The following is a 20,012-nucleotide window of genomic DNA, read 5'->3' on the forward strand; positions in this document are numbered from 1 at the left end:
GCAGTATTTCCTAAAAATCCGATTTAATACGATTTTTCAGGATTTTATAACGGCTAAACGCACATTTCACAAAGTTGCCATCTCTATGTTTAAAGCGTTTTTTCAAAGCTTTTTTCACTTCCCATGTGCCTTTATAACCATTGGGGAAAACCACTAAATCCCCGGCTTTAAATGTGGTTGCAGGTCCACCATCATTGGGCGTCATTACACATTCACCCTCCACAATGTATGCCACTTCAGTGGTGACAAATGACCAAGGGAAGACAGAGACTTCTTTTTCCCAAGTGGGCCAATGGTCGACGCCCATCTGTTTTAATTGTGCTTCGCTGGGATTGCTGTCCACGGTAATGTTTTTCATTTAGATTCCTAGATATAAATTTGCTTAAAACCTGCCATGTTTGGCATGAGCTGAAAGTTGAAGATCCTATATTCTGCCTGTATTTCTGTAATAAACCGAATTTGCTGTTCATATTCGATATCAGAGTGAAGTCATATTTGCCATAATGCCCCTTTGCTTTAATCACTGATTTATCTATGCATACTGAAGGACAACCCGCACTGGACGTGCTACAGAACATCTTTGGCTACGATGCCTTTCGACATAATCAAGAGGATATCGTTGAGCACCTTATCCATGGTGGTGATGCTCTGGTATTAATGCCAACCGGCGGTGGTAAATCGCTTTGTTATCAGATTCCGGCACTTATCAGAAAAGGCACTGGAATTGTGGTGTCACCGTTAATTGCCCTGATGCAGGATCAGGTGGTGGCGTTAAACGAATTAGGTGTAAAAGCCGCTTTTCTGAACTCCAGTCTTTCAGCAAATGAAGCCCGTACAGTCGAGCAAGAACTTGAAGCTGGACTGATTGATGTGCTGTATATCGCCCCAGAGCGTTTATTAAATGAACGCACACTATCTTTGTTGAGTCGTGTCAGTATTGCTTTGTTTGCGATAGACGAAGCGCACTGTGTGTCGCAATGGGGACATGACTTTCGCCCTGAATACCAACAGCTTCGCTTGCTTCATGAGCGATTTCCCAATGTGCCGCGTGTCGCCCTGACTGCTACAGCGGATAAACGTACGCGTCAGGAAATCATTGAACAGCTCAATCTGCAGCAAGCCAATGTTTATCTGAATAGTTTTGACAGGCCTAATATTTTTTATGCGATTACGGAAGCGACGCAAGCCAAACAACAGCTTTGGCAGTTTATTCAGGAACATCACGTCAACGATGCCGGTATTGTTTATTGCCTGTCTCGCAAAAAAGTAGAAGCCATTGCTGAGTGGCTTCAGGAGCAAGGTCGGGTTGCCCTGCCTTATCATGCCGGCCTATCTAATGACATCAGGGCTAAACATCAACAGCGCTTTTTACACGAAGAAGGTGTGATCATTGTCGCCACCATCGCCTTTGGTATGGGTATTGATAAACCCGATGTGCGATTTGTCGCTCACCTGAATTTGCCGAAAAATATTGAAGCTTATTATCAAGAAACCGGCCGCGCGGGTCGCGATGGTTTACCGGCCAATGCCTGGATGGCCTATGGCCTGCAGGATGTCATTACCCTGCGGCAGTTTATGCAAGACTCTAATGCGCCCGATATGATCAAGCGGGTTGAACAGCATAAATTAGATGCCATGCTCGGTTTATGTGAACTCATCACTTGCCGTCGTCAGGCCATACTGGCCTATTTTGATGAAGAAGCTTCTGAAAAATGCGGCCAATGCGATAACTGCCAAACGCCGCCAGAAAGCTTTGATGCGACAGAAATGGCACAGAAAGCCCTATCCTGCGTTTACCGCACTGAGCAGCGTTTTGGGGTGAATTATTTAATCGATGTGTTACTGGGTAGTGGCGATGAACGTATCAAACACAACCAGCATGATAAGTTAAGCACTTATGGCATCGGCACTGAACTGAATGCGACACAATGGCGCGGTATTTTCCGTCAGTTAATTGCCACAGGTTATCTCGATATTGATATTCAACGTTATGGCGCATTACGACTGACAGAAAAATGTCGGCCCGTATTACGCGGCGAGCAAACATTAAAATTAAGAAAACAGCCTCCAAAAAAATCTACGGCTAAAGCCAGTAAAAGACAAACCTCTGTTCGCCCACAAGACGAGCGTCTATGGGAAGCCTTGCGTCAATTACGTTCTGATATAGCCAAACAGCATGGTGTGCCACCTTATGTTATTTTTCATGATGCGACATTGTTGGAAATGTGTCGTTACCGGCCTGCAGATATGGAGGCAATGCAACGGATTTCCGGAGTGGGCGAGCAGAAACTCAATCATTATGGTCATGCGTTTTTAGAGGTGATTCAACAGCATCCCTTATCAGAATTACTCAATAACGGCTTGAGTGACACCATTAATGACACGCTGTTATTACTTGAAAAGGGACATGGCATAGATAACATTGCTAAACAGCGTGATTTAAAGCTCAGCACGGTTTATAGTCATTTGGCTGAAGGCATCAACGCCGGCTTGCTGGATGTGAAAGACGTATTAGACCTGGAAGATGCCGAACTCAACACAATTGTGCTCACCATTGAATCTTTAGGCGATGAGTCGCAGAGCCTCAAAGCGATTTATCAGGCGCTGGATGAAGCTTATGATTATGGTGTAATTCGTTGCGTGCTTGCCTCAATGTATTAGAGTACACATAGACTAAGTTCAGGCTTTATCAGACTGCACTTGTTGTAACTGCTTCAATATTGCCTCAGATTCCTGTGTCAGCGAGGCAAACAGTCGCATATCACCGTTACGCTGAGCAGTTAATGCCTGTTCACGCTTTTGCGCTAGTTGCTTTTTTAACTTTTTCTCTGGATCGGACTTGAATAATGACCACATACATAACTCTCTGATGAATAAATAAGTCAGAGAGTTATGTCGCGATAAAGTTCGTTTTTATTCTGCCAGCTCGTAGTCGTAATCAATAATAAGTGGTGCATGATCTGAAAATGACTCGTCTCGATAGATTTCAGTTGCTTTAACTTTGCCTTTCATACTTGGCGTTAAGATATGGTAATCAATGCGCCATCCGACGTTGTTCGCTCTGGCCTGACCACGGTTTGACCACCAAGTATATTGGTGTTCTTCCTGAGGTAACTCACGGAAGGCATCAATAAAGCCCATGTCATCAAACAACTTGTCTAGCCAGGCTCGTTCTTCAGGCAGGAAGCCTGAATTTTTCAAATTGCCTTTCCAGTTACGAATATCTTCATTTTTATGTGCAATATTCCAATCGCCGCAGATTAAGACATCGCGACCGGAATCTTTCATTTCCTGCATTTTTATTTCGAAAAAATCCATGCAGCGATACTTAACCAATTGACGCTCTTCTTTTGATGATCCTGAGGGCATATACAGTGAAATGACGCTCAAATTACCAAAACGCGCTTCGATATAACGACCTTCTGCATCAAACTCCTCATTGCCCATACCAACAATGACTTCATCGGGCTCTGCTTTGCAATACAATGCCACACCGCTGTAGCCCTTTTTTTCAGCATCATGGTAATAACAGTGATATCCTTGCGGCCTGAAAATATCATCTTCGAGTTGATGAACTTGGGCTTTGGTTTCCTGAATACATACAACATCTGCGTTTTGTTTAGGCAACCAGTCAAAAAAACCTTTACGGGCGGCGGCTCGAATACCGTTCACATTGGCTGTGATTATGCGCATGGGTCATCCTATTGAAAAATAATCACATAATACCATTTACAAATCAGATTAAAATCCGGATAATGTCGGGCTCATCTGTAAATACAGATAGCTAGGTTTAGCTACAGATAAATGAATTTTTAGGAGAAGCACTTTGGCAAATTCGGCACAAGCAAGAAAACGCGCGCGTCAAGCAGAAGTACACCGTCAGCGTAACGCCAGCCAACGTTCAGCGATGCGTACAACGATTAAAGCACTGAGAAAAGCAATCGCAGCTGGTGATAAAGAACAAGCTGTTGCTGCTTTCAAAGTTGCAGCGCCTGCATTAGATCGTATGGCGGGTAAAGGCATTATTCACAAGAATACTGCTGCTCGTGGTAAAAGCCGCTTGAACAACGCTGTTCGCGCAATGTAATTTAAAGTTTCGACTTTATAAAAAAACCGACTTTACGTCGGTTTTTTTATGTCTGCAATTTTGTTTTTTTATTGATTAGCTGGTTAATACCAGATTATCACGGTGAATTAATTCTGGTTCGCCAACATAGCCCAGAATAGATTCAATTTCAGTGCTGGGTTTGCCTTTAATCAGACGCGCTTCGTCAGCATTATAATTGGCTAAGCCTCTGGCGATTTCTTTACCATTCACATCACGACAAATCACCAGTTCACCGCGGGTAAACTGGCCTTCCACATGGGTTACGCCAACCGGTAACAAGCTTCTTCCCTGCTCTCTTAACACAGCCACAGCACCATCATCGAGTACCAATTGCCCTTTAGCAATTAAGTGTCCCACCAACCACTGTTGGCGCGCTGTAATCGGTTTATTGTCAGGCCACAGTAATGTGCCTACGCCGTTTCCCGCGGCCAGATGGCGAAGATTGTCAGGATGTTTACCGGATAAGATAACGGTGTAAGCACCTGAACGTGCTGCACGACGTGCAGCTAATAGTTTAGTGGTCATACCACCGCGACCGAGCTCACCTTTGCTATCACCGGCCATTTGATCAAGTGCCGCATTGCTGGCAGCTGATGCGGCAATCATGCGAGCATTCGGATTTGTGCGGGGGTCAGAATCAAACAAGCCATCTTGATCTGTCAAAATAACTAATACATCGGCTTCAACAAGATTGGCCGTCATAGCAGCTAAGGTATCGTTATCTCCGAAGCGGATTTCTTCTGTGGCAATGGTATCGTTCTCATTCACCACGGGCAGAATATCGAGTTCGAGCAGCGTTTGCAGTGCACTTCGTGCATTAAGATGGCGACCACGATCTGATAAGTCAGAGTGAGTCAGTAAGATTTGGGCCGTATGGATACCGTGCTTGCCACATTCTGTGGCATAGGCGTTGACCAACTCCATCTGACCAACACTGGCAGCCGCTTGCAGACGATGAATTTCATGTGGACGTCTTTTCCAGCCCAACTTCTGCATGCCTGCAGCCACAGAGCCAGATGTGACTAGCACGACTTCTTTACCTTGGCGACGCAATTCGGCTATTTCCGCGCTTAACCAACGGATACGATCCGTATCCAAACCTTCACCAATACGGGTCAATAAAGCACTGCCAATTTTGATAACCCAGCGCTTAGTGTTCAATAATTGCTGATGCGGCTCTGTCACTGAAGTTTATTCCTGAACATCATCCTGTGAACTATCTGCACTTTTGTCTTTTTCACTGGCACGAGACTCTTCCAGATAATTCATGACATCGTTGACGAGGGCATCACACCCTTCACCACTCTGACCACTAATGTAGAACACTTTACCTTTCCATTGCAGTCGGTCCAGCACTTCTTGACATAAATCTTCGCGAATATCTTCTGGGACTAGGTCCATTTTATTCAGAACCAACCACTGGTCCTGACTACCTAAAGCTTCACTGTAGTTTTCCAGTTCACGATTAATAATCTGTACACTTTCTACCGGATCCTGTTTCACATCAACTGGCGCCATATCAACAAGATGTAAAAGTAAACGTGTGCGCGTTAAGTGTTTCAGAAACTGAATCCCCAAACCCGCGCCTTCTGCCGCACCTTCGACCAAGCCAGGAATATCGGCAATCACAAAACTGCGCACGTCTTTTAAGGTAACCACACCTAAATTCGGATAAAGTGTGGTGAAAGGATAGTTTGCGACTTTAGGTTGCGCAGCTGACACCTGACTAATAAAGGTTGATTTACCCGCATTGGGTAATCCCAACAGTCCGACATCAGCGAGCAGCTTCATCTCCAGCCGCAATGTACGTTCTTCCCCGGGAGTACCATCACTGGTTTGACGTGGGGCTCGGTTAATACTGGATTTATAGCGCGCATTACCCAGACCATGCCAACCACCTTTTGCGACGAGTAACTTATCACCGTCCTTAGTTAAGTCGCCAATGAGTTCATCGGTATCATCATCCCAAGCTTCAGTACCAATAGGCACTTTGATAACCAAGTCTTCACCGCGTGCACCACTACACAGACGACCACGACCATGCTCACCACGCTGCGCTCTAAAGTTACGTTGATAACGAAAATCAATCAGCGTGTTGACCTGAGAATCTGCCAATAGGTAGACATCACCACCATCGCCGCCATCACCACCGTCAGGACCGCCAAAAGGAATGAATTTCTCACGGCGAAAACTCAAACAGCCGTTACCACCGCCACCGGCACTGATTTTAATTTTCGCTTCATCCACAAATTTCATTGTCGCTTCCCGACCTTAATCTTATGTTCTTTCTGGTCATAAAACGTATATGCCAGAAACAAAAAACCCCGCATCAGCGGGGCTTTGTGCTGTTTGCCCCATACGGGCTAACAAATATTCTTAGTCAGCAACAACACTGACGAAAGTACGGTTTTGAGGACCTTTGGTCTCAAATAATACTTTACCTTCAGCTGTTGCAAATAAAGTATGGTCTTTACCGATACCTACGTTACGACCTGCATGGTAACGCGTACCACGCTGACGTACTAAAATGTTACCACCAGACACTAATTCACCACCGTAGCGTTTTACACCAAGGCGTTTAGACTCTGAATCACGTCCGTTACGAGTACTACCACCAGCTTTCTTATGAGCCATTTCTTAAACCTCTTTTCCGATTCTTAGGCTGAGATGCCTGTGATTTCGATTTCAGTATATGCTTGACGGTGACCCATCTGTTTTTGATGGTGCTTACGACGTTTGAATTTGACGATTTTCACTTTATCGCCACGGCCGTTAGCTGCCACTTTTGCAGTCACTTTTGCACCGTCCAGGTAAGGCGCACCAACTTTGATGTCTTCACCTTCGCCAACTAACAGAACTTTATCAAGCTCAACCGTATCACCGGCTTCAGCAGTCAATTTTTCAATGCGGAGCTTTTCGCCCTCTTTAACTCGGTATTGTTTACCGCCAGTCGCGACAATAGCGTACATCGCTGTCTCCAAAGTATAATAGTGTTAATGCGGGTTACCCCACAAAAGACCGGCAATTGTATCTCCTTTCTTCAAGGAGATCAAATTCATATTGAAATATTTGCGCAGTATTCTCGCTCATGAGAAAGTACGCGTTTAAATTACACATTATAGGCAGATTACGGTTCCGTGGATATCCAATCCATCTATTCTTTAATTCAAGATGACATGAAAGCTGTAGACGAGTTGATCCAACAACGCTTACAGTCAGATGTTGCCCTCATTAACCAACTTGGCTTTTATATTATCAATAGTGGCGGCAAAAGGCTTCGCCCCGCCATCGCTATATTATCCGCCAGGGCATGTGGCTATGAAGGTAGCCAACACATTAATCTTGCCACCATTATCGAATTCATTCATACCGCCACCTTATTACATGATGACGTCGTGGATAATTCTGATATGCGTCGCGGCCAGGAGACAGCGAACTCTCTGTGGGGAAATGAAGCCAGTGTATTGGTCGGTGATTTTCTCTACACTCGGTCGTTTGAAATGATGGTCGAAATTGAATCAATGCGATTGATGCAAATTCTCTCTCATACGACGAATGTCATTGCTGAAGGCGAGGTACTACAGCTACTAAATTGTCACGATGCAGATACTACCGAGGCACGGTATCTTGAGGTTATCCATCATAAAACCGCGAAATTATTCGAGGCTGCTGGTCAGTTAGGTGCAGTCATCTCTGGCTCTGAGCCCCATATTGAAACCGCAATGGCCAATTACGCCATGCACTTGGGCAGCGCCTTCCAATTAGTGGATGACTTACTGGATTACAGCCAATCCAGCGAGACTATTGGTAAAAATATCGGCGATGATCTTGCAGAAGGCAAACCCACTTTACCACTGATATACGCCATGCAGCATGGCAATGCAGAGCAAGCAGCCATTATTCGAGAAGCGATAGAAAATGGGCAACGGGATAGAATCACTGAAATCATCCAGATCATTCAAGAAACCGGCGCCATTGACTACACAGCGAAGGCAGCAGAACAGGAAGTTAAGCAAGCTAAAGATTCACTCGACCTGCTTGTAGATAGTGAATATAAACAAGCACTATTATCGTTAGCTGACTTTTCAGTACAGCGCGATTACTAAATGCATTTAATGTCATCGATATGCTAACAAGAGCAGACCATAATCCATCCCGCTCGCATAGCTAGAGGTATTAGCAGCATATGATCTCAAACAGTGACATTTTAAATGCCAGAATTCTTATTGTTGATGACCAGCTCGTCAACATTAAATTACTGGAGAAGATGCTGCATCAGGCTGGTTTCACTTCTCTTTTTTCTACGACACGAGGCGCGGAAGTAGAACAGCGTTATTTTGAATACGAAATCGATCTCATCCTACTGGATATTCGCATGCCGGATATGGATGGTTTTCAGGTAATGCAAACACTACAAACAGCGATTCAGAACGATTACCTGCCAGTTCTCGTTATTACTGCAGAACTTACTCAGGAAATCAGAAAAAAATCGCTCTGTTCCGGTGCCAAAGATTTCATCACCAAACCCTTTGATCAAACTGAAGTGATCCAACGTATCAGAAACATGCTGGAAGTCCGCTTGTTACACAAACAGGTAAAGACGCAGAATGAAACACTTGAACAACAGGTCAGACACAGGACACAACAGCTAGAACAAAGTCGTCTTGAAATTATTAAACGCTTAGGTCGGGCTGCAGAATATAAAGACAATGAAACCGGCAATCACATATTGCGTATGAGCCATTTTGCGCAAATGCTAGCGCTTGCAGCAGGTTTAGATGAGAGTTTTGCCGCCGATATACTGACTGCGGCACCAATGCATGATATTGGAAAAATCGGTATTCCTGACCATATTCTCCTTAAACCTGGAAAGTTAGATGCTGACGAGTGGGAAGTGATGAAAACACACGTCAGGATTGGGGCTGATCTATTAGCTGATACGAATGTGCCGCTACTCAAACTGGCCAGCAATATTGCACTGACTCATCATGAAAAATGGGACGGTTCAGGTTACCCACAGGGTTTAAAAGGCAAGGATATTCCTATTGAAGGCCGCATCTGTTCCATATCGGATGTTTTTGATGCGTTGACGTCTGAGCGTCCATACAAGAAAGCCTGGCCAATTGAAAAAGCCGTCGATTATCTCATTGAACAAAAAGGTCGACATTTTGATCCAGAGTTAGTGACACACTTTCTTACCATCATCGAACAAGTCCTTCATTACCGTGCCCGCTTCCCTGATCATGTCGCAGAAACATCCGATATGGCTTAATTTCACTTAAATGCTTTTTAGTTGCTGAAAGGTTCGCTATCCTTACTAACTATGGCTCAAATATATAAATATCACTTATTCTTCTGTACTCATCAGCGAGACGATGGCAGTGCTAATTGCGGAGAGCATGGTTCACAGTCGCTTCGTGATTACGCAAAACAACGTGTGAAAGAACTAAAAATAAAGAAAGTCCGGGTGAATAATGCAGGATGTCTAAATCGATGCAAGCTGGGGCCCATGTTAGTTATCTATCCTGAAGGGACTTGGTATCACTTTGAAACTGAAGCAGATATTGATGAAATCATTGAGTCCCACTTGCTAAACGACACGATTGTGGAACGCCTAGTTAAATGACGCCGGATCAATACTGCCGCGACAAAGCAGCAAAAAGTGGCTCAAGCTTTTATTACAGCTTTATGTTCTTACCGCCACAACGACGCCAGGCCATCACTGCGTTATACGCTTTTTGTCGAGAGGTCGATGATGCTGTTGATGAAATAGCGGATCCAGAAGTCGCGGCACAAACCTTAGCTTGGTGGCGAACGGAAGTAGAGAATATATTCAACAAAACAGCCACACATCCAGTTGGTAAAGCCTTAGAAGAAGCACTACAGCATTTCGAGCTGCATCAAGAATATTTCCTTGAAATTATTGATGGCATGGAAATGGACTTATACCAACACAGATATGAGGCATTTAAACATCTTGCGTTGTATTGTCATCGTGTTGCCAGTGTTGTTGGGTTGCTTGCTGCAGAGATTTTTGGTTACCAACACCGCCAGACGCTTAAATATGCAGAAAAACTGGGGTTGGCTTTTCAGTTAACCAATATTATTCGTGATGTTCGTGAAGATGCTGAGCGTGGCCGTATCTATTTACCTCAAGAGGATATGGACCAATTTGGTGTTAAAGCAGATGACATCCTGGCACTTAAGCAAACACCAGAACTAACCGCTCTTCTGGCCTTTGAAACGGATCGTGCCCGTACTGTTTATCAAGAAGCAAAAGGCTTGTTACCTCCTGAAGATCGTTACGCTCAGCGCACCGGACTCATTATGTCTGCTATCTATGAAGCGACACTTGATGAAATAGAAAAAGACCAGTTTCGCGTGATGAAACAGCGCGTCTCTTTAACGCCTTTAAAAAAACTCTGGTTAGCCTGGCGTACATCCAGAGCAGAAAAAAAACATCAACAATGACCACCATAATTGTTGGCGGCGGCTGGAGTGGACTTGCTGCTGCTGTGCGTTTACTTGAACGAGGTGAGTCGGTCCATCTAATCGAGTCGGCAAAGCAGTTGGGAGGGCGCGCGCGCAATGTTTCCTGGAATGAGCAAACCATTGATAACGGCCAGCACCTGCTGATTGGTGCCTATCAGCAGACTTTAAAATTATTGCAGGACATAGGTGCCGAAGAATCTGAATTGTTTCAACGCCTTCCTTTAAATGTATCAATACGCCACCCTTATTTTGCTGATTTAACCTTGACTGATACCCGGTATCTCCCCTGGCCACTCTCACTCATAATAAAAACTTGGCAACTCAATGGCTTTCCTGTTTTTGTGCAACTATCTCGGCTTATGTTTAAGGCTCGTTTGCAAAAGAAACTAGACGATATTCCTGTCTTAACCTGGCTAAAAAAAGAAAAACAAAGCGAGCGACTCATTAAGCAATTATGGGAACCACTATGTCTCGCGACCATGAACACACCTGTTTCAGAAGCATCTACTCATCTTTTTGCTAACGTTTTATTAGACACCTTCAAAAAACGTGAATATGCTGACTTTCTCATTCCCAAAGTCCCTCTTGGAGACAGTTTACCTGCCTATGCTGAACGCTATATTCAGCAAAAAGGCGGAGAAATTTCTTTACAAAAACGTATCAAATCCATTCTGATAGAAGAGAATAAAGCGATGGGTGTTGTCACAGCCGATGATATGCACCTAAAAGCTGACAATATTATTGTCGCGACAGGATCTCACACGACACAACGTCTGATGGGTAAATATTGGTCATCCCCTCAACCAAGCTTTTACCCAATTATTACCGTCTATTTGCAATATACGCCTGACACAAAACTGTCCCGTCCACTATTGGGTTTAAGCGGCACTTTAGGGCAATGGGTATTTGATCGGGGTAATGGTCTACTTGCAATTGTCATCAGTGGGCCAGGCAAGCATCTTGAGTCAACGAATGATGAGCTTATCGATCGCTTACACGATGAACTTTGCCAAGCTGACTTAGTCATTACCTCAGCATTGATTGATGGTTATATTATCCGTGAAAAACGAGCTACCTTCAGCAGTTACGTTGATGTCAGCTCAGATCGGCCACATACACAATCCTCAGTAAATGGATTGTATTTAGCCGGTGATATTATTCATAACCTGTATCCTGCTACACTAGAAGGTGCGGTGATTAATGGTGAGAAAGCCGCCGAATTGATAATGACAATCAACACGGTTCGCTAAGCGATTAATCACTTGCTATACTTTATGGCTCAATATTTATAACAATAAGGGAATGCTATGCTGAAACAGATAAAATTACTTTTAATTGCGTTATTTTTAGGTACATTTATCGTTGCTTGCAGCGATGACAACACCGCCCAAACAGAATCTAACGATGCCTCTACCCCTTCATCTGCTGAAATGAGCAGTGATGATACAACGGACACAGCCGGTACAGTGACTGATGAAACTGACACCATTGCTGGTATGACCAAAGAAGAAGCCATTGCAAAATGGGGTGAACCCGATGTTACCCAGACACACAAAATCGACTCATTGACGGTTGATCACCTTGAATGGCATAAAAAAGACGGTATTACGGCAGTACAATTCCACAACGATGTTGCACAATTCAGCCAATTCGTACCAGCTGAATAAATCTTAATGCAATTACATACTGAGGATGGCCAATTGGCTCAGCAAATTATTCTTATCACCGGTGCCGCTCAAGGCATCGGTGCCTCAGTAGCAAAAGCCTGCGCAAACGCAGGTGCTACAGTCATCCTACTGGACAAACAGGTTCCACAACTTGAGAGTGTTTATGATGAGATTGTAGAACAAACAGGTATCACTCCAGCCATCTACCCTCTTGATCTCAAGGGAGCAACAGTGGATGACTATAAACAGTTAGCCAAAACTATCTCTGATAACTTTGGCAGATTAGATGCATTAGTGCACTGCGCCGCTACCTTGGGACAGTTAGCGCCGGTTATCAATCAAGATGCCAAAACATGGGCTGAAACCCTGCATATCAACCTGACAGCTGTCTATTTACTTACCCAGGCTTGTCTTCCTCTGCTCAAGCAGCAAAATAGCCAGCTTATTTTCACTACAGATATTCACAAGCATACTGCTTACTGGGGCGCTTACGGTATCAGTAAGGCTGCGATAGAAGCCTTTGCGGCTCAACTGCAGGACGAGCTTGAAGCTGAAGGAAAAGTCAGCGTCAGCACCATTGATCCTGGTGAAGTGAGAACGAGCTTATTTGCACGGGCTTATCCAGCACGCAATCCTGAAGGCTTGAAATCACCGGATGATATTGTCGGTTTATACTTATCCAAACTCATGACAGAAGTGGAACACGCCGGTTAGCTTAGCGTCAAAGTTTCGACATCAACAACGTAACATGCTGATTTAATTGCACTAATAGTTGTTGGCACACTTATAGCAGGTTATAGTCATAACTTGAATAAGGATGTGCTCCCATGGAACACGTATCAACAACAAATCAACAAAGACTAAGCCTTGTTGAAGGCTTAAAACCAAAACAAGATATCTCGCAGACTAAGACAGCAGAACAAGTTCATCAACAGTTGCCTTATATACTGCAAACCAGTCTTATCCTTGAAGATATGCTTGGATTATTTCAACGCGAAGTTGATGCCGTTTTCCCTGAGTGCAGTTTCCATTATCAAAACAGTAGCATGAAAGTGCAGATTGATTCCGCACAGAAATTTCATCATCGTTGCCACTACAAGCTTGAAATGAATGGTGATTATCTGGGCGACATCACCTTCACTCAGCGTAAAAAGTTTTCTGATGCTGACATCCATTTCCTGGAAGACTTACTCAGCTTGTTGGTTCACCCTCTCAAAAACTGTCTGCTTTATAAAAAAGCGTTAGCTGCAGCATTGTTAGATGATCTGACAAACTTAGGAAATCGTGCAGCCTATGAGAAGAACTTACAACGAGAAGTAGAAAGAACAAAACGCCATGATACGCCTCTGTCACTTATCGTCATCGATATCGATAATTTCAAATCTATCAATGATCAATTTGGCCACTCATCTGGTGACAAGGCACTAAAAATACTCGCTGATATGATTAATCATTCACTCCGTAGCAGTGATATGGCATTCAGATTTGGTGGCGAAGAGTTTGTTTTATTGCTGCCTGAAACCAATATTCATGATGCAGAAATTGTGGCAGAGAGAGTACGTGAATCTGTCTCTCAAATACTGTCACATGATGGAAAAAACAGCTTTAGCTTTACAGTGAGTTTAGGTGTAGCCCAGCTCCAGACGAATGAAGAGGGCTACCACTTGTTTGAGCGCGCTGATATGGCCCTCTATGAAGCCAAACACACGGGCAAAAATGTGACCGTATGCGCCAGACAACCGTAAGTAACTATAAACTGACTAATGTCCTCTGATACGTGGTCTTCTCTTTGGAGCAGCCTCTTCCGCATCACGCTTTTGTTCAGCTTTATTTGTACTAAACTCTTTTCTCGGGCGCGTTTTTTTAGCTCGTTCTTGCTTTGCCGCCGGCTGTTTACGTCCAGAGGTGGCTTTGCTAACAGGCTTCATCCCTGCTTGCTCATAGAGATAATCTAAATCTGAGCCTTCAAGCTTAGTCCAGTGCCCCATACGCAGGTTATTAGGAATAATGATAGGTCCATAACGCACCCGCATCAGACGACTGACTTGTACCCCTTGGCTTTCCCATAAACGACGCACTTCACGGTTACGACCTTCCTGAATAACCACGTGATACCACTTATTGGCACCTTCGCCACCAGACTCCTGAATATCAGCAAACTTAGCTTCACCGTCCTCAAGCATAACGCCGTCACGCAGCGCCTGCATCATGTCTGATGTGACTTCACCCAAGACACGTACCGCATACTCACGATCCATTTCATGGGAAGGATGCATCAAACGATTCGCCAGCTCACCATCAGTGGTCAGAATAATTAGGCCGCTGGTATTTAAATCGAGTCGCCCAACACTCACCCAACGACCCTGCTCCGGAATAGGCAGCGACTGAAAGATCGTACGGCGACCTTCAGGGTCCTTACGCGTGCATACTTCACCAACAGGCTTGTTATAAAGAATGACCTGCTTAGCAGGCTCTTGCCACAAGCGTTTCGGCGAAAGCGGTTTATTATCGAGTTTTAAACGATCACCTTCACTAATCTGATCACCTAAACTTGCAAGCTCACCATTTCGAGTGACGCGCCCTTCCTTAATCCAGGTTTCAACCTGTCGACGAGAGCCATAACCCGCTCTTGCTAATACTTTTTGAATACGTTCAGCCATAAAACCGCGTCAGCAACCTTTTATTTATAATTTAAACCCATTGATGAACGGACTTCCGCCAAGGTTTCCTGCGCCACTTCACGGGCAGCAGCATTACCATCATCAATAATACGGCGGACATCCTCTGGGTGTTGACTTAAATCCAACGCCCGTTCACGGATGGGTCTCAGTTCGGCACTCACAGCATCAATCAGTGGACCTTTACAGTCCAGACACCCGATACTTGCACTGCGACAACCTTCTTGTACCCATTGTTTTTGATCTTCTGAAGCGTAAACCTCATGCAGCTGCCATACAGGACAGCGCTCAGGTTCACCGGGATCAGTTCGACGGACACGATTGGTATCCGTTGGCATACGTTTAATTTTCTCGGCAAGACTATCATCAGGCTCGCGCAGCGAAATCGTATTACCATAGGACTTGGACATTTTCTGTCCATCCAATCCCGGCATTTTGGATGCCGGTGTTAATAATGCTTTTGGTTCTGGCAAGATCACTTTACCTGCCCCTTCCAGATAGCCAAACAAACGTTCCATATCACCCAGAGCTAGGTTTTGCTGATTTTTAAGCAACTCTCTAGCCGTAGCAAGTGCGTCCGCGTCACCCTGTTCTTGATAAGACTTACGCAAGTTATTGTACAACTTTGCGTTTTTCTTACCCATTTTTTTGATCGCAGCTTCTGCTTTTTCTTCAAAATCTTTTTCACGACCATAAAGATGATTAAAACGACGAGCGACTTCACGTGTTAACTCAACATGGGCTACCTGATCTTCACCGACAGGTACTTGTCCTGCACGATAAATGAGAATGTCAGCACTTTGTAATAAGGGATAGCCTAAGAAACCATATGTTGATAGATCTTTTTCTTTCAACTTTTCTTGTTGATCCTTATAGGTCGGAACACGTTCCAACCATGACAGTGGCGTCATCATCGACAATAACAAGTGTAATTCCGCATGCTCGGGGACTTTTGACTGTAAAAAAAGCGATGCTGTTGATGGCTCAATGCCAGCGGCTAACCAGTCGATCACCATTTCCCAGACACTATTTTCGATAATGCTGCTGTCTTCATAATGTGTTGTCAGCGCATGCCAGTCTGCAACAAAGAAAAAGCAGTCAAATTCGTGCTGTAATTTAATCCAGTTTTTCAGAACGCCATGATAGTGCCCTAAATGCAGTTGTCCTGTGGGACGCATGCCTGAAACAATGCGACGGGACTGTATTGCAACCGTATCCAAAATGTTCTCCTGATAAGCCTTAATTAGCTAACTATAAAATACTGAATATTTGCGCTGGTAAACCAAACACCATCACCAGCAAATTGAGCATTGCACTGACCAATGGCCATAAAATCAAACTTAAAATACCGAAATAAAGTAGTCCCAACAAAATAAAGAAACCATAAGGTTCTATTCTGCTGAATTTATAAGCCACCGGCCCTGGTAACCAACTCGATAACACACGGCTACCATCGAGGGGTGGAATAGGCAGTAAATTAAGCATCATTAACATTGTATTGATTAATACGCCTGCCACGCCCATAAACATCATTGGCTGCCCCAAACTGATGTCAGCATGGATTAACATTAATCCTAACTTGGCAACGATGGCCCATATCACCGCCATAATAAAATTAGCAGCGGGACCTGCTGCAGCCACCCAAGCCATATCGCGTTTGGGCTGATGCAGATTCTGATAGCTCACCGGTACGGGTTTTGCCCAGCCAAACACAAAGCCACCGAGCAGCAATAATAAGCCGGGAACCAGCACCGTACCGATAGGATCAATATGTTTGAATGGGTTGAGTGTGAGCCTTCCCAACATTTGTGCTGTTCTGTCACCTAATTTTAGTGCTACCCAGCCATGTGCAACTTCATGAACCGTGATGGCAAATAACACAGGTATCGCCCAGATAATGATTTTCTGGACCAGACTAAACTCAAACACGAATACTGTCCTGACCGCCCATATAGTAACGTAATGCCTCAGGAATGAGGACAGAACCATCCGCTTGTTGATGATTTTCCATCAACGCCAGCAGAGTTCGACCAACGGCCAGACCTGAACCATTTAAGGTGTGAACCAACTCAGGTTTACCTGTCGCAGGGTTGCGCCAGCGGGCTTGTAAACGACGTGCCTGGAAATCACCAAAATTACTACAAGATGAAATCTCTCTGTACGTTTGCTGACTTGGCAACCAGACTTCCAGATCATAAGTTTTTGTTGAAGAAAACCCTAAGTCACCTGTGCACAGATTCACCTTGCGATAAGGTAAATCTAATAGCTGCAATACTTTCTCAGCATGTGCAGTTAATTCTTCATGTGCAGCAGCAGAATCCTCTGGGCGAACAATTTGTACTAGTTCGACTTTTTCAAACTGATGCTGACGAATTAACCCGCGCACATCACGACCGTATGAACCGGCCTCACTTCTGAAACAGGGTGTGTGAGCAACAAATTTCAATGGTAGAGAAGCATCTTCAGAAATGCTGTCACGAACAATATTAGTGACAGGCACTTCAGCTGTGGGAATAAGATAAAATTCACCATCATTCACTTTGAACAGATCTTCTTCAAATTTAGGTAACTGCCCCGTTCCTCTTAAAGAGTCTGCATTGACCAAGTAAGGCACATAGGTTTCAGTGTAACCATGCTGCTCACTATGTAAATCCAGCATAAATTGCGTTAAAGCACGTTGTAACTTAGCTAAAGGCCCTGATAAAGTCACAAAACGGGCAGCACTGATTTTTGCTGCGGTATCAAAGTCCATGCCTAAAATTGCACCCAGATCAACATGATCTTTTGGTTCAAAATCAAACTGTCGTGGCTCTCCCCAACGCAAGACTTCCTGATTTTCACTCTCATCTTGACCGGCAGGCACATCAGCTTGTGGAATATTAGGTATTCCCATGGCGATCTGTTCTAACTGCGCCAATACTTCATTCAATCGTGATTCAGCCGCTTTATGGCGATCACCTAAATCTTCAATCTCTTTAAGTAATGGCGAGATATCTTCACCCGCGGCCTTGGCTTTACCAATATTTTTAGAACGACTGTTTCGTTCAGTTTGTAACTCCTGAGCTTCAAGTTGGGCCTGTTTTCGTTCTTCTTCGAGTTTTGCTAACAGGGCAACATCTAAATCAAAGCCTCGACGGGCTAATTGCTCAGCCACCTGTTCAGTTTCATTTCTTAATAACTTAGGATCTAACATTCTTTTATTTTCCAGATTGTGCCGTCCAGCTCACAATATGATCTGGCTTAACCATACTTTCTAGCTGTGTGATAATTTTTTCTACTTTTTGTGGGGAATCAAAAAACTCGACCACTAAGGGTAACTCGGATGATAAATCCAATAACGACGCTTTATGCAATTGATGTTCAGCACCCAATCCAGCAATCCCGCGAAACACGGTAAAACCTTTAATATCGGAGCTTTCCAATAACTTTATAACGCTATCACCATGATCGCGTCCTTCAGCCAGGTACACTCGCACCATCGTGACATCTATCCGACTCATAACTGTCTCCCCAAGCTCAATCCTACCCATGTCGCCATCAGGCAGAGTAAAACGCTTAGAAGTATATTCAGCATCGCCTTGGTCACATCACCGGCTTCAAGCAGAGCCATGGTTTCCATTGAAAATGTCGAAAACGTTGTAAAAGCACCAAGTAACCCAATTAAAATGGCAGAACGCCATTCCGTCATGCCTAACTCTCTCTCGATAAAGATAATGAAGAGAAACCCCATCAGTAGAGAACCGAGCACATTAACAGCCAACGTGCCATATGGAAAGTCCCGGCCTAAAATACGATAGACACCATTGGAAACAACAAACCTCAGTACGGCACCCACTGCACCACCTGCGGCAATAGCAATTATTTGATGCACGAACGACATTCCCTACCCAAAAACAGGTAGTTTACCGTATTCTGGCCTAAGGCTCGCAACTGATTGTTTAATGAGGAAAATAGCATTCAATCATATGCCAGTCATAGCGAATGCAAATCACTGACAAACAAACTGTTATCAAGCATTAGCCGTATCTCTCAACCATTTTGCCTAAGGAAACAGGCACAATTTTGCCAGCATGACCTGCGCTGCCAAACGCCTGATAGCGCGCTTCACAAATTGTTTGCATAGCTTGAGTAGCTGCTTTAAAGAATTTTCTTGGATCAAATTCAGCTTTATTGTGTTCATCAGTGAGAAACTGACGAATGGATCCCGTTGATGCCATACGCAAATCGGTGTCAATATTCACCTTACGCACGCCGTATTGAATACCTTCAACAATTTCTTCCACTGGTACACCATAAGTTTGGCCAATATCACCACCGTGTGTATTAATGATTTTGAGCCAATCTTGCGGCACAGAGCTTGAACCATGCATCACAAAATGCGTATCAGGTAGTTTTTGTTGCAATGTTTTTAAGTGGCTAATGGCCAGTACATCGCCTGTCGGTGGTTGTGTAAATTTATAAGCACCATGACTGGTGCCAATAGCCACAGCTAAAGCATCTACCTGAGTGATTTTGACGAATTCCACTGCCTCTTCAGGATCCGTCAGTAATTGACTGTGGTCTAAGGCTGAATCAGCACCATGACCATCTTCTTCGCCCATCATGCCTGTTTCCAGCGAGCCCAGACAGCCCAATTCACCCTCAACAGACACACCACAAGCGTGGGCAATATCGGCCACCGTTTTTGTCACCTGACTGTTGTATTCAAAGTCTGAAGGCGTTTTCATATCCTCACGTAAAGAGCCATCCATCATCACAGAGGTAAAACCTGACTGAATCGAGCGAATACAAATATCCGGGCTGGCACCATGATCCTGATGCAGAACGATAGGAATATGAGGATAGGCTTCGACTGCTGCGAGTACCAAGTGACGTAAAAATGGCTCACCGGCGTATTTTCTGGCGCCAGCACTGGCTTGCATGATCACCGGACTGTCTACCTTGTCAGCCGCTTGCATGATGGCATGTACTTGCTCCATATTACTGACATTAAATGCGGGAACAGCAAAATCATGTTCAGCTGCATAGTCTAATAATTGTCGCAACGTAATCAGGGCCATAAAGCCT

General features: G+C 44.4%; 24 protein-coding genes. 10 read left to right on the top strand and 14 right to left on the bottom strand.

Annotated elements, in window-relative coordinates; genetic code table 11:
• Positions 1 to 10: 10 nt before the first annotated feature.
• Positions 11 to 358, bottom strand: a complete 348-nt coding sequence (locus B3014_RS04750) for a cupin domain-containing protein (protein ID WP_289243749.1) — start codon at positions 356 to 358, stop codon at positions 11 to 13.
• A gap of 176 nt (positions 359 to 534) precedes the next feature.
• Here B3014_RS04750 and recQ point away from each other — a divergent pair, with 176 nt between their 5' ends.
• On the top strand, positions 535 to 2,661 hold the full coding sequence (gene recQ / locus B3014_RS04755) for a DNA helicase RecQ (RefSeq protein WP_289243748.1): 2,127 nt from the start codon (positions 535 to 537) through the stop codon (positions 2,659 to 2,661).
• A gap of 18 nt (positions 2,662 to 2,679) precedes the next feature.
• Here the strand turns inward: recQ and B3014_RS04760 are convergent, their stop codons facing one another.
• Together B3014_RS04760 and B3014_RS04765 are read right to left on the bottom strand one after the other, a co-directional pair.
• Complete coding sequence (locus tag B3014_RS04760; protein ID WP_289243747.1) at positions 2,680 to 2,856, bottom strand: DUF6435 family protein; 177 nt, start codon at positions 2,854 to 2,856, stop codon at positions 2,680 to 2,682.
• Between the two features lie 57 nt (positions 2,857 to 2,913).
• Positions 2,914 to 3,693, bottom strand: coding sequence for an exodeoxyribonuclease III (locus B3014_RS04765; protein WP_289243746.1), 780 nt, complete (start codon positions 3,691 to 3,693; stop codon positions 2,914 to 2,916).
• Between the two features lie 133 nt (positions 3,694 to 3,826).
• On the opposite strand from B3014_RS04765, the gene rpsT reads away from it, so the two are divergent.
• Positions 3,827 to 4,087 carry a 30S ribosomal protein S20 gene (rpsT, locus tag B3014_RS04770; RefSeq protein ID WP_091712336.1) on the top strand — a complete coding sequence of 87 codons (261 nt, stop codon included), beginning with the start codon at positions 3,827 to 3,829 and terminating at the stop codon, positions 4,085 to 4,087.
• 75 nt (positions 4,088 to 4,162) lie between these two features.
• Here the strand turns inward: rpsT and proB are convergent, their stop codons facing one another.
• From proB to rplU, 4 genes are all read right to left on the bottom strand, one after another.
• Positions 4,163 to 5,293 (bottom strand): glutamate 5-kinase, encoded by a 1,131-nt coding sequence (gene proB, locus B3014_RS04775; protein WP_286305743.1) that lies wholly within the window; start codon positions 5,291 to 5,293, stop codon positions 4,163 to 4,165.
• A 6-nt stretch (positions 5,294 to 5,299) separates the two neighbouring features.
• On the bottom strand, positions 5,300 to 6,364 hold the full coding sequence (gene cgtA, locus B3014_RS04780; protein ID WP_286305744.1) for an Obg family GTPase CgtA: 1,065 nt from the start codon (positions 6,362 to 6,364) through the stop codon (positions 5,300 to 5,302).
• A gap of 120 nt (positions 6,365 to 6,484) precedes the next feature.
• Positions 6,485 to 6,742, bottom strand: a complete 258-nt coding sequence (gene rpmA / locus B3014_RS04785) for a 50S ribosomal protein L27 (RefSeq protein WP_007144453.1) — start codon at positions 6,740 to 6,742, stop codon at positions 6,485 to 6,487.
• Positions 6,743 to 6,765: 23 nt separating this feature from the next.
• Positions 6,766 to 7,077, bottom strand: a complete 312-nt coding sequence (gene rplU, locus B3014_RS04790) for a 50S ribosomal protein L21 (protein ID WP_007144452.1) — start codon at positions 7,075 to 7,077, stop codon at positions 6,766 to 6,768.
• 168 nt (positions 7,078 to 7,245) lie between these two features.
• Between rplU and ispB the strand changes: the two genes are divergently transcribed.
• The 8 genes from ispB (at position 7,246) to B3014_RS04830 (ending at position 14,012) form a co-directional block, all read left to right on the top strand.
• Complete coding sequence (gene ispB / locus B3014_RS04795; protein ID WP_286305745.1) at positions 7,246 to 8,214, top strand: octaprenyl diphosphate synthase; 969 nt, start codon at positions 7,246 to 7,248, stop codon at positions 8,212 to 8,214.
• 80 nt (positions 8,215 to 8,294) lie between these two features.
• Complete coding sequence (locus B3014_RS04800; protein ID WP_289243745.1) at positions 8,295 to 9,380, top strand: HD domain-containing phosphohydrolase; 1,086 nt, start codon at positions 8,295 to 8,297, stop codon at positions 9,378 to 9,380.
• Between the two features lie 237 nt (positions 9,381 to 9,617).
• Positions 9,618 to 9,734, top strand: coding sequence for a ferredoxin (locus B3014_RS15035; RefSeq protein WP_339608336.1), 117 nt, complete (start codon positions 9,618 to 9,620; stop codon positions 9,732 to 9,734).
• A complete protein-coding gene (gene hpnD / locus B3014_RS04810; RefSeq protein ID WP_289243744.1) occupies positions 9,731 to 10,579 on the top strand; it encodes a presqualene diphosphate synthase HpnD in 849 nt (282 codons plus the stop codon). Before B3014_RS15035 ends, hpnD begins: the two co-directional genes overlap by 4 nt.
• Complete coding sequence (gene hpnE, locus B3014_RS04815) at positions 10,576 to 11,850, top strand: hydroxysqualene dehydroxylase HpnE (RefSeq protein ID WP_289243743.1); 1,275 nt, start codon at positions 10,576 to 10,578, stop codon at positions 11,848 to 11,850. The genes hpnD and hpnE overlap by 4 nt, the downstream gene beginning before the upstream one ends.
• 57 nt (positions 11,851 to 11,907) lie before the next feature.
• Complete coding sequence (locus tag B3014_RS04820) at positions 11,908 to 12,267, top strand: hypothetical protein (RefSeq protein WP_289243742.1); 360 nt, start codon at positions 11,908 to 11,910, stop codon at positions 12,265 to 12,267.
• A 6-nt stretch (positions 12,268 to 12,273) separates the two neighbouring features.
• Positions 12,274 to 12,981, top strand: a complete 708-nt coding sequence (locus tag B3014_RS04825) for an SDR family NAD(P)-dependent oxidoreductase (RefSeq protein WP_289243741.1) — start codon at positions 12,274 to 12,276, stop codon at positions 12,979 to 12,981.
• Between the two features lie 113 nt (positions 12,982 to 13,094).
• Positions 13,095 to 14,012 (top strand): GGDEF domain-containing protein, encoded by a 918-nt coding sequence (locus tag B3014_RS04830; RefSeq protein ID WP_289243740.1) that lies wholly within the window; start codon positions 13,095 to 13,097, stop codon positions 14,010 to 14,012.
• A 15-nt stretch (positions 14,013 to 14,027) separates the two neighbouring features.
• Here the strand turns inward: B3014_RS04830 and rluB are convergent, their stop codons facing one another.
• The 7 genes from rluB to fba form a co-directional block, all read right to left on the bottom strand.
• Entirely contained in the window at positions 14,028 to 14,927 is a 900-nt protein-coding gene (rluB, locus tag B3014_RS04835; protein ID WP_286305753.1) for a 23S rRNA pseudouridine(2605) synthase RluB, read from the bottom strand.
• 20 nt (positions 14,928 to 14,947) lie between these two features.
• A complete protein-coding gene (locus tag B3014_RS04840) occupies positions 14,948 to 16,165 on the bottom strand; it encodes a tryptophan--tRNA ligase (RefSeq protein WP_286305754.1) in 1,218 nt (405 codons plus the stop codon).
• 31 nt (positions 16,166 to 16,196) lie between these two features.
• A complete protein-coding gene (locus B3014_RS04845; protein WP_286305755.1) occupies positions 16,197 to 16,874 on the bottom strand; it encodes a site-2 protease family protein in 678 nt (225 codons plus the stop codon).
• Complete coding sequence (gene serS / locus B3014_RS04850) at positions 16,867 to 18,138, bottom strand: serine--tRNA ligase (RefSeq protein WP_289243739.1); 1,272 nt, start codon at positions 18,136 to 18,138, stop codon at positions 16,867 to 16,869. Before serS ends, B3014_RS04845 begins: the two co-directional genes overlap by 8 nt.
• Positions 18,139 to 18,142: 4 nt before the next feature.
• Positions 18,143 to 18,445 carry a DUF190 domain-containing protein gene (locus B3014_RS04855; protein ID WP_289243738.1) on the bottom strand — a complete coding sequence of 101 codons (303 nt, stop codon included), beginning with the start codon at positions 18,443 to 18,445 and terminating at the stop codon, positions 18,143 to 18,145.
• Positions 18,442 to 18,816, bottom strand: a complete 375-nt coding sequence (gene crcB / locus B3014_RS04860; protein ID WP_289243737.1) for a fluoride efflux transporter CrcB — start codon at positions 18,814 to 18,816, stop codon at positions 18,442 to 18,444. The genes B3014_RS04855 and crcB overlap by 4 nt, the downstream gene beginning before the upstream one ends.
• A 145-nt stretch (positions 18,817 to 18,961) precedes the next feature.
• Positions 18,962 to 20,005: a class II fructose-bisphosphate aldolase gene (gene fba / locus B3014_RS04865; protein ID WP_289243736.1), complete on the bottom strand. Its 1,044-nt coding sequence runs from the start codon at positions 20,003 to 20,005 to the stop codon at positions 18,962 to 18,964.
• Positions 20,006 to 20,012: the final 7 nt, after the last annotated feature.

The sequence above is a fragment of the Methylophaga sp. UBA678 genome, from assembly GCF_002299105.1.
GTDB classification, from domain to species: domain Bacteria; phylum Pseudomonadota; class Gammaproteobacteria; order Nitrosococcales; family Methylophagaceae; genus Methylophaga; species Methylophaga marina.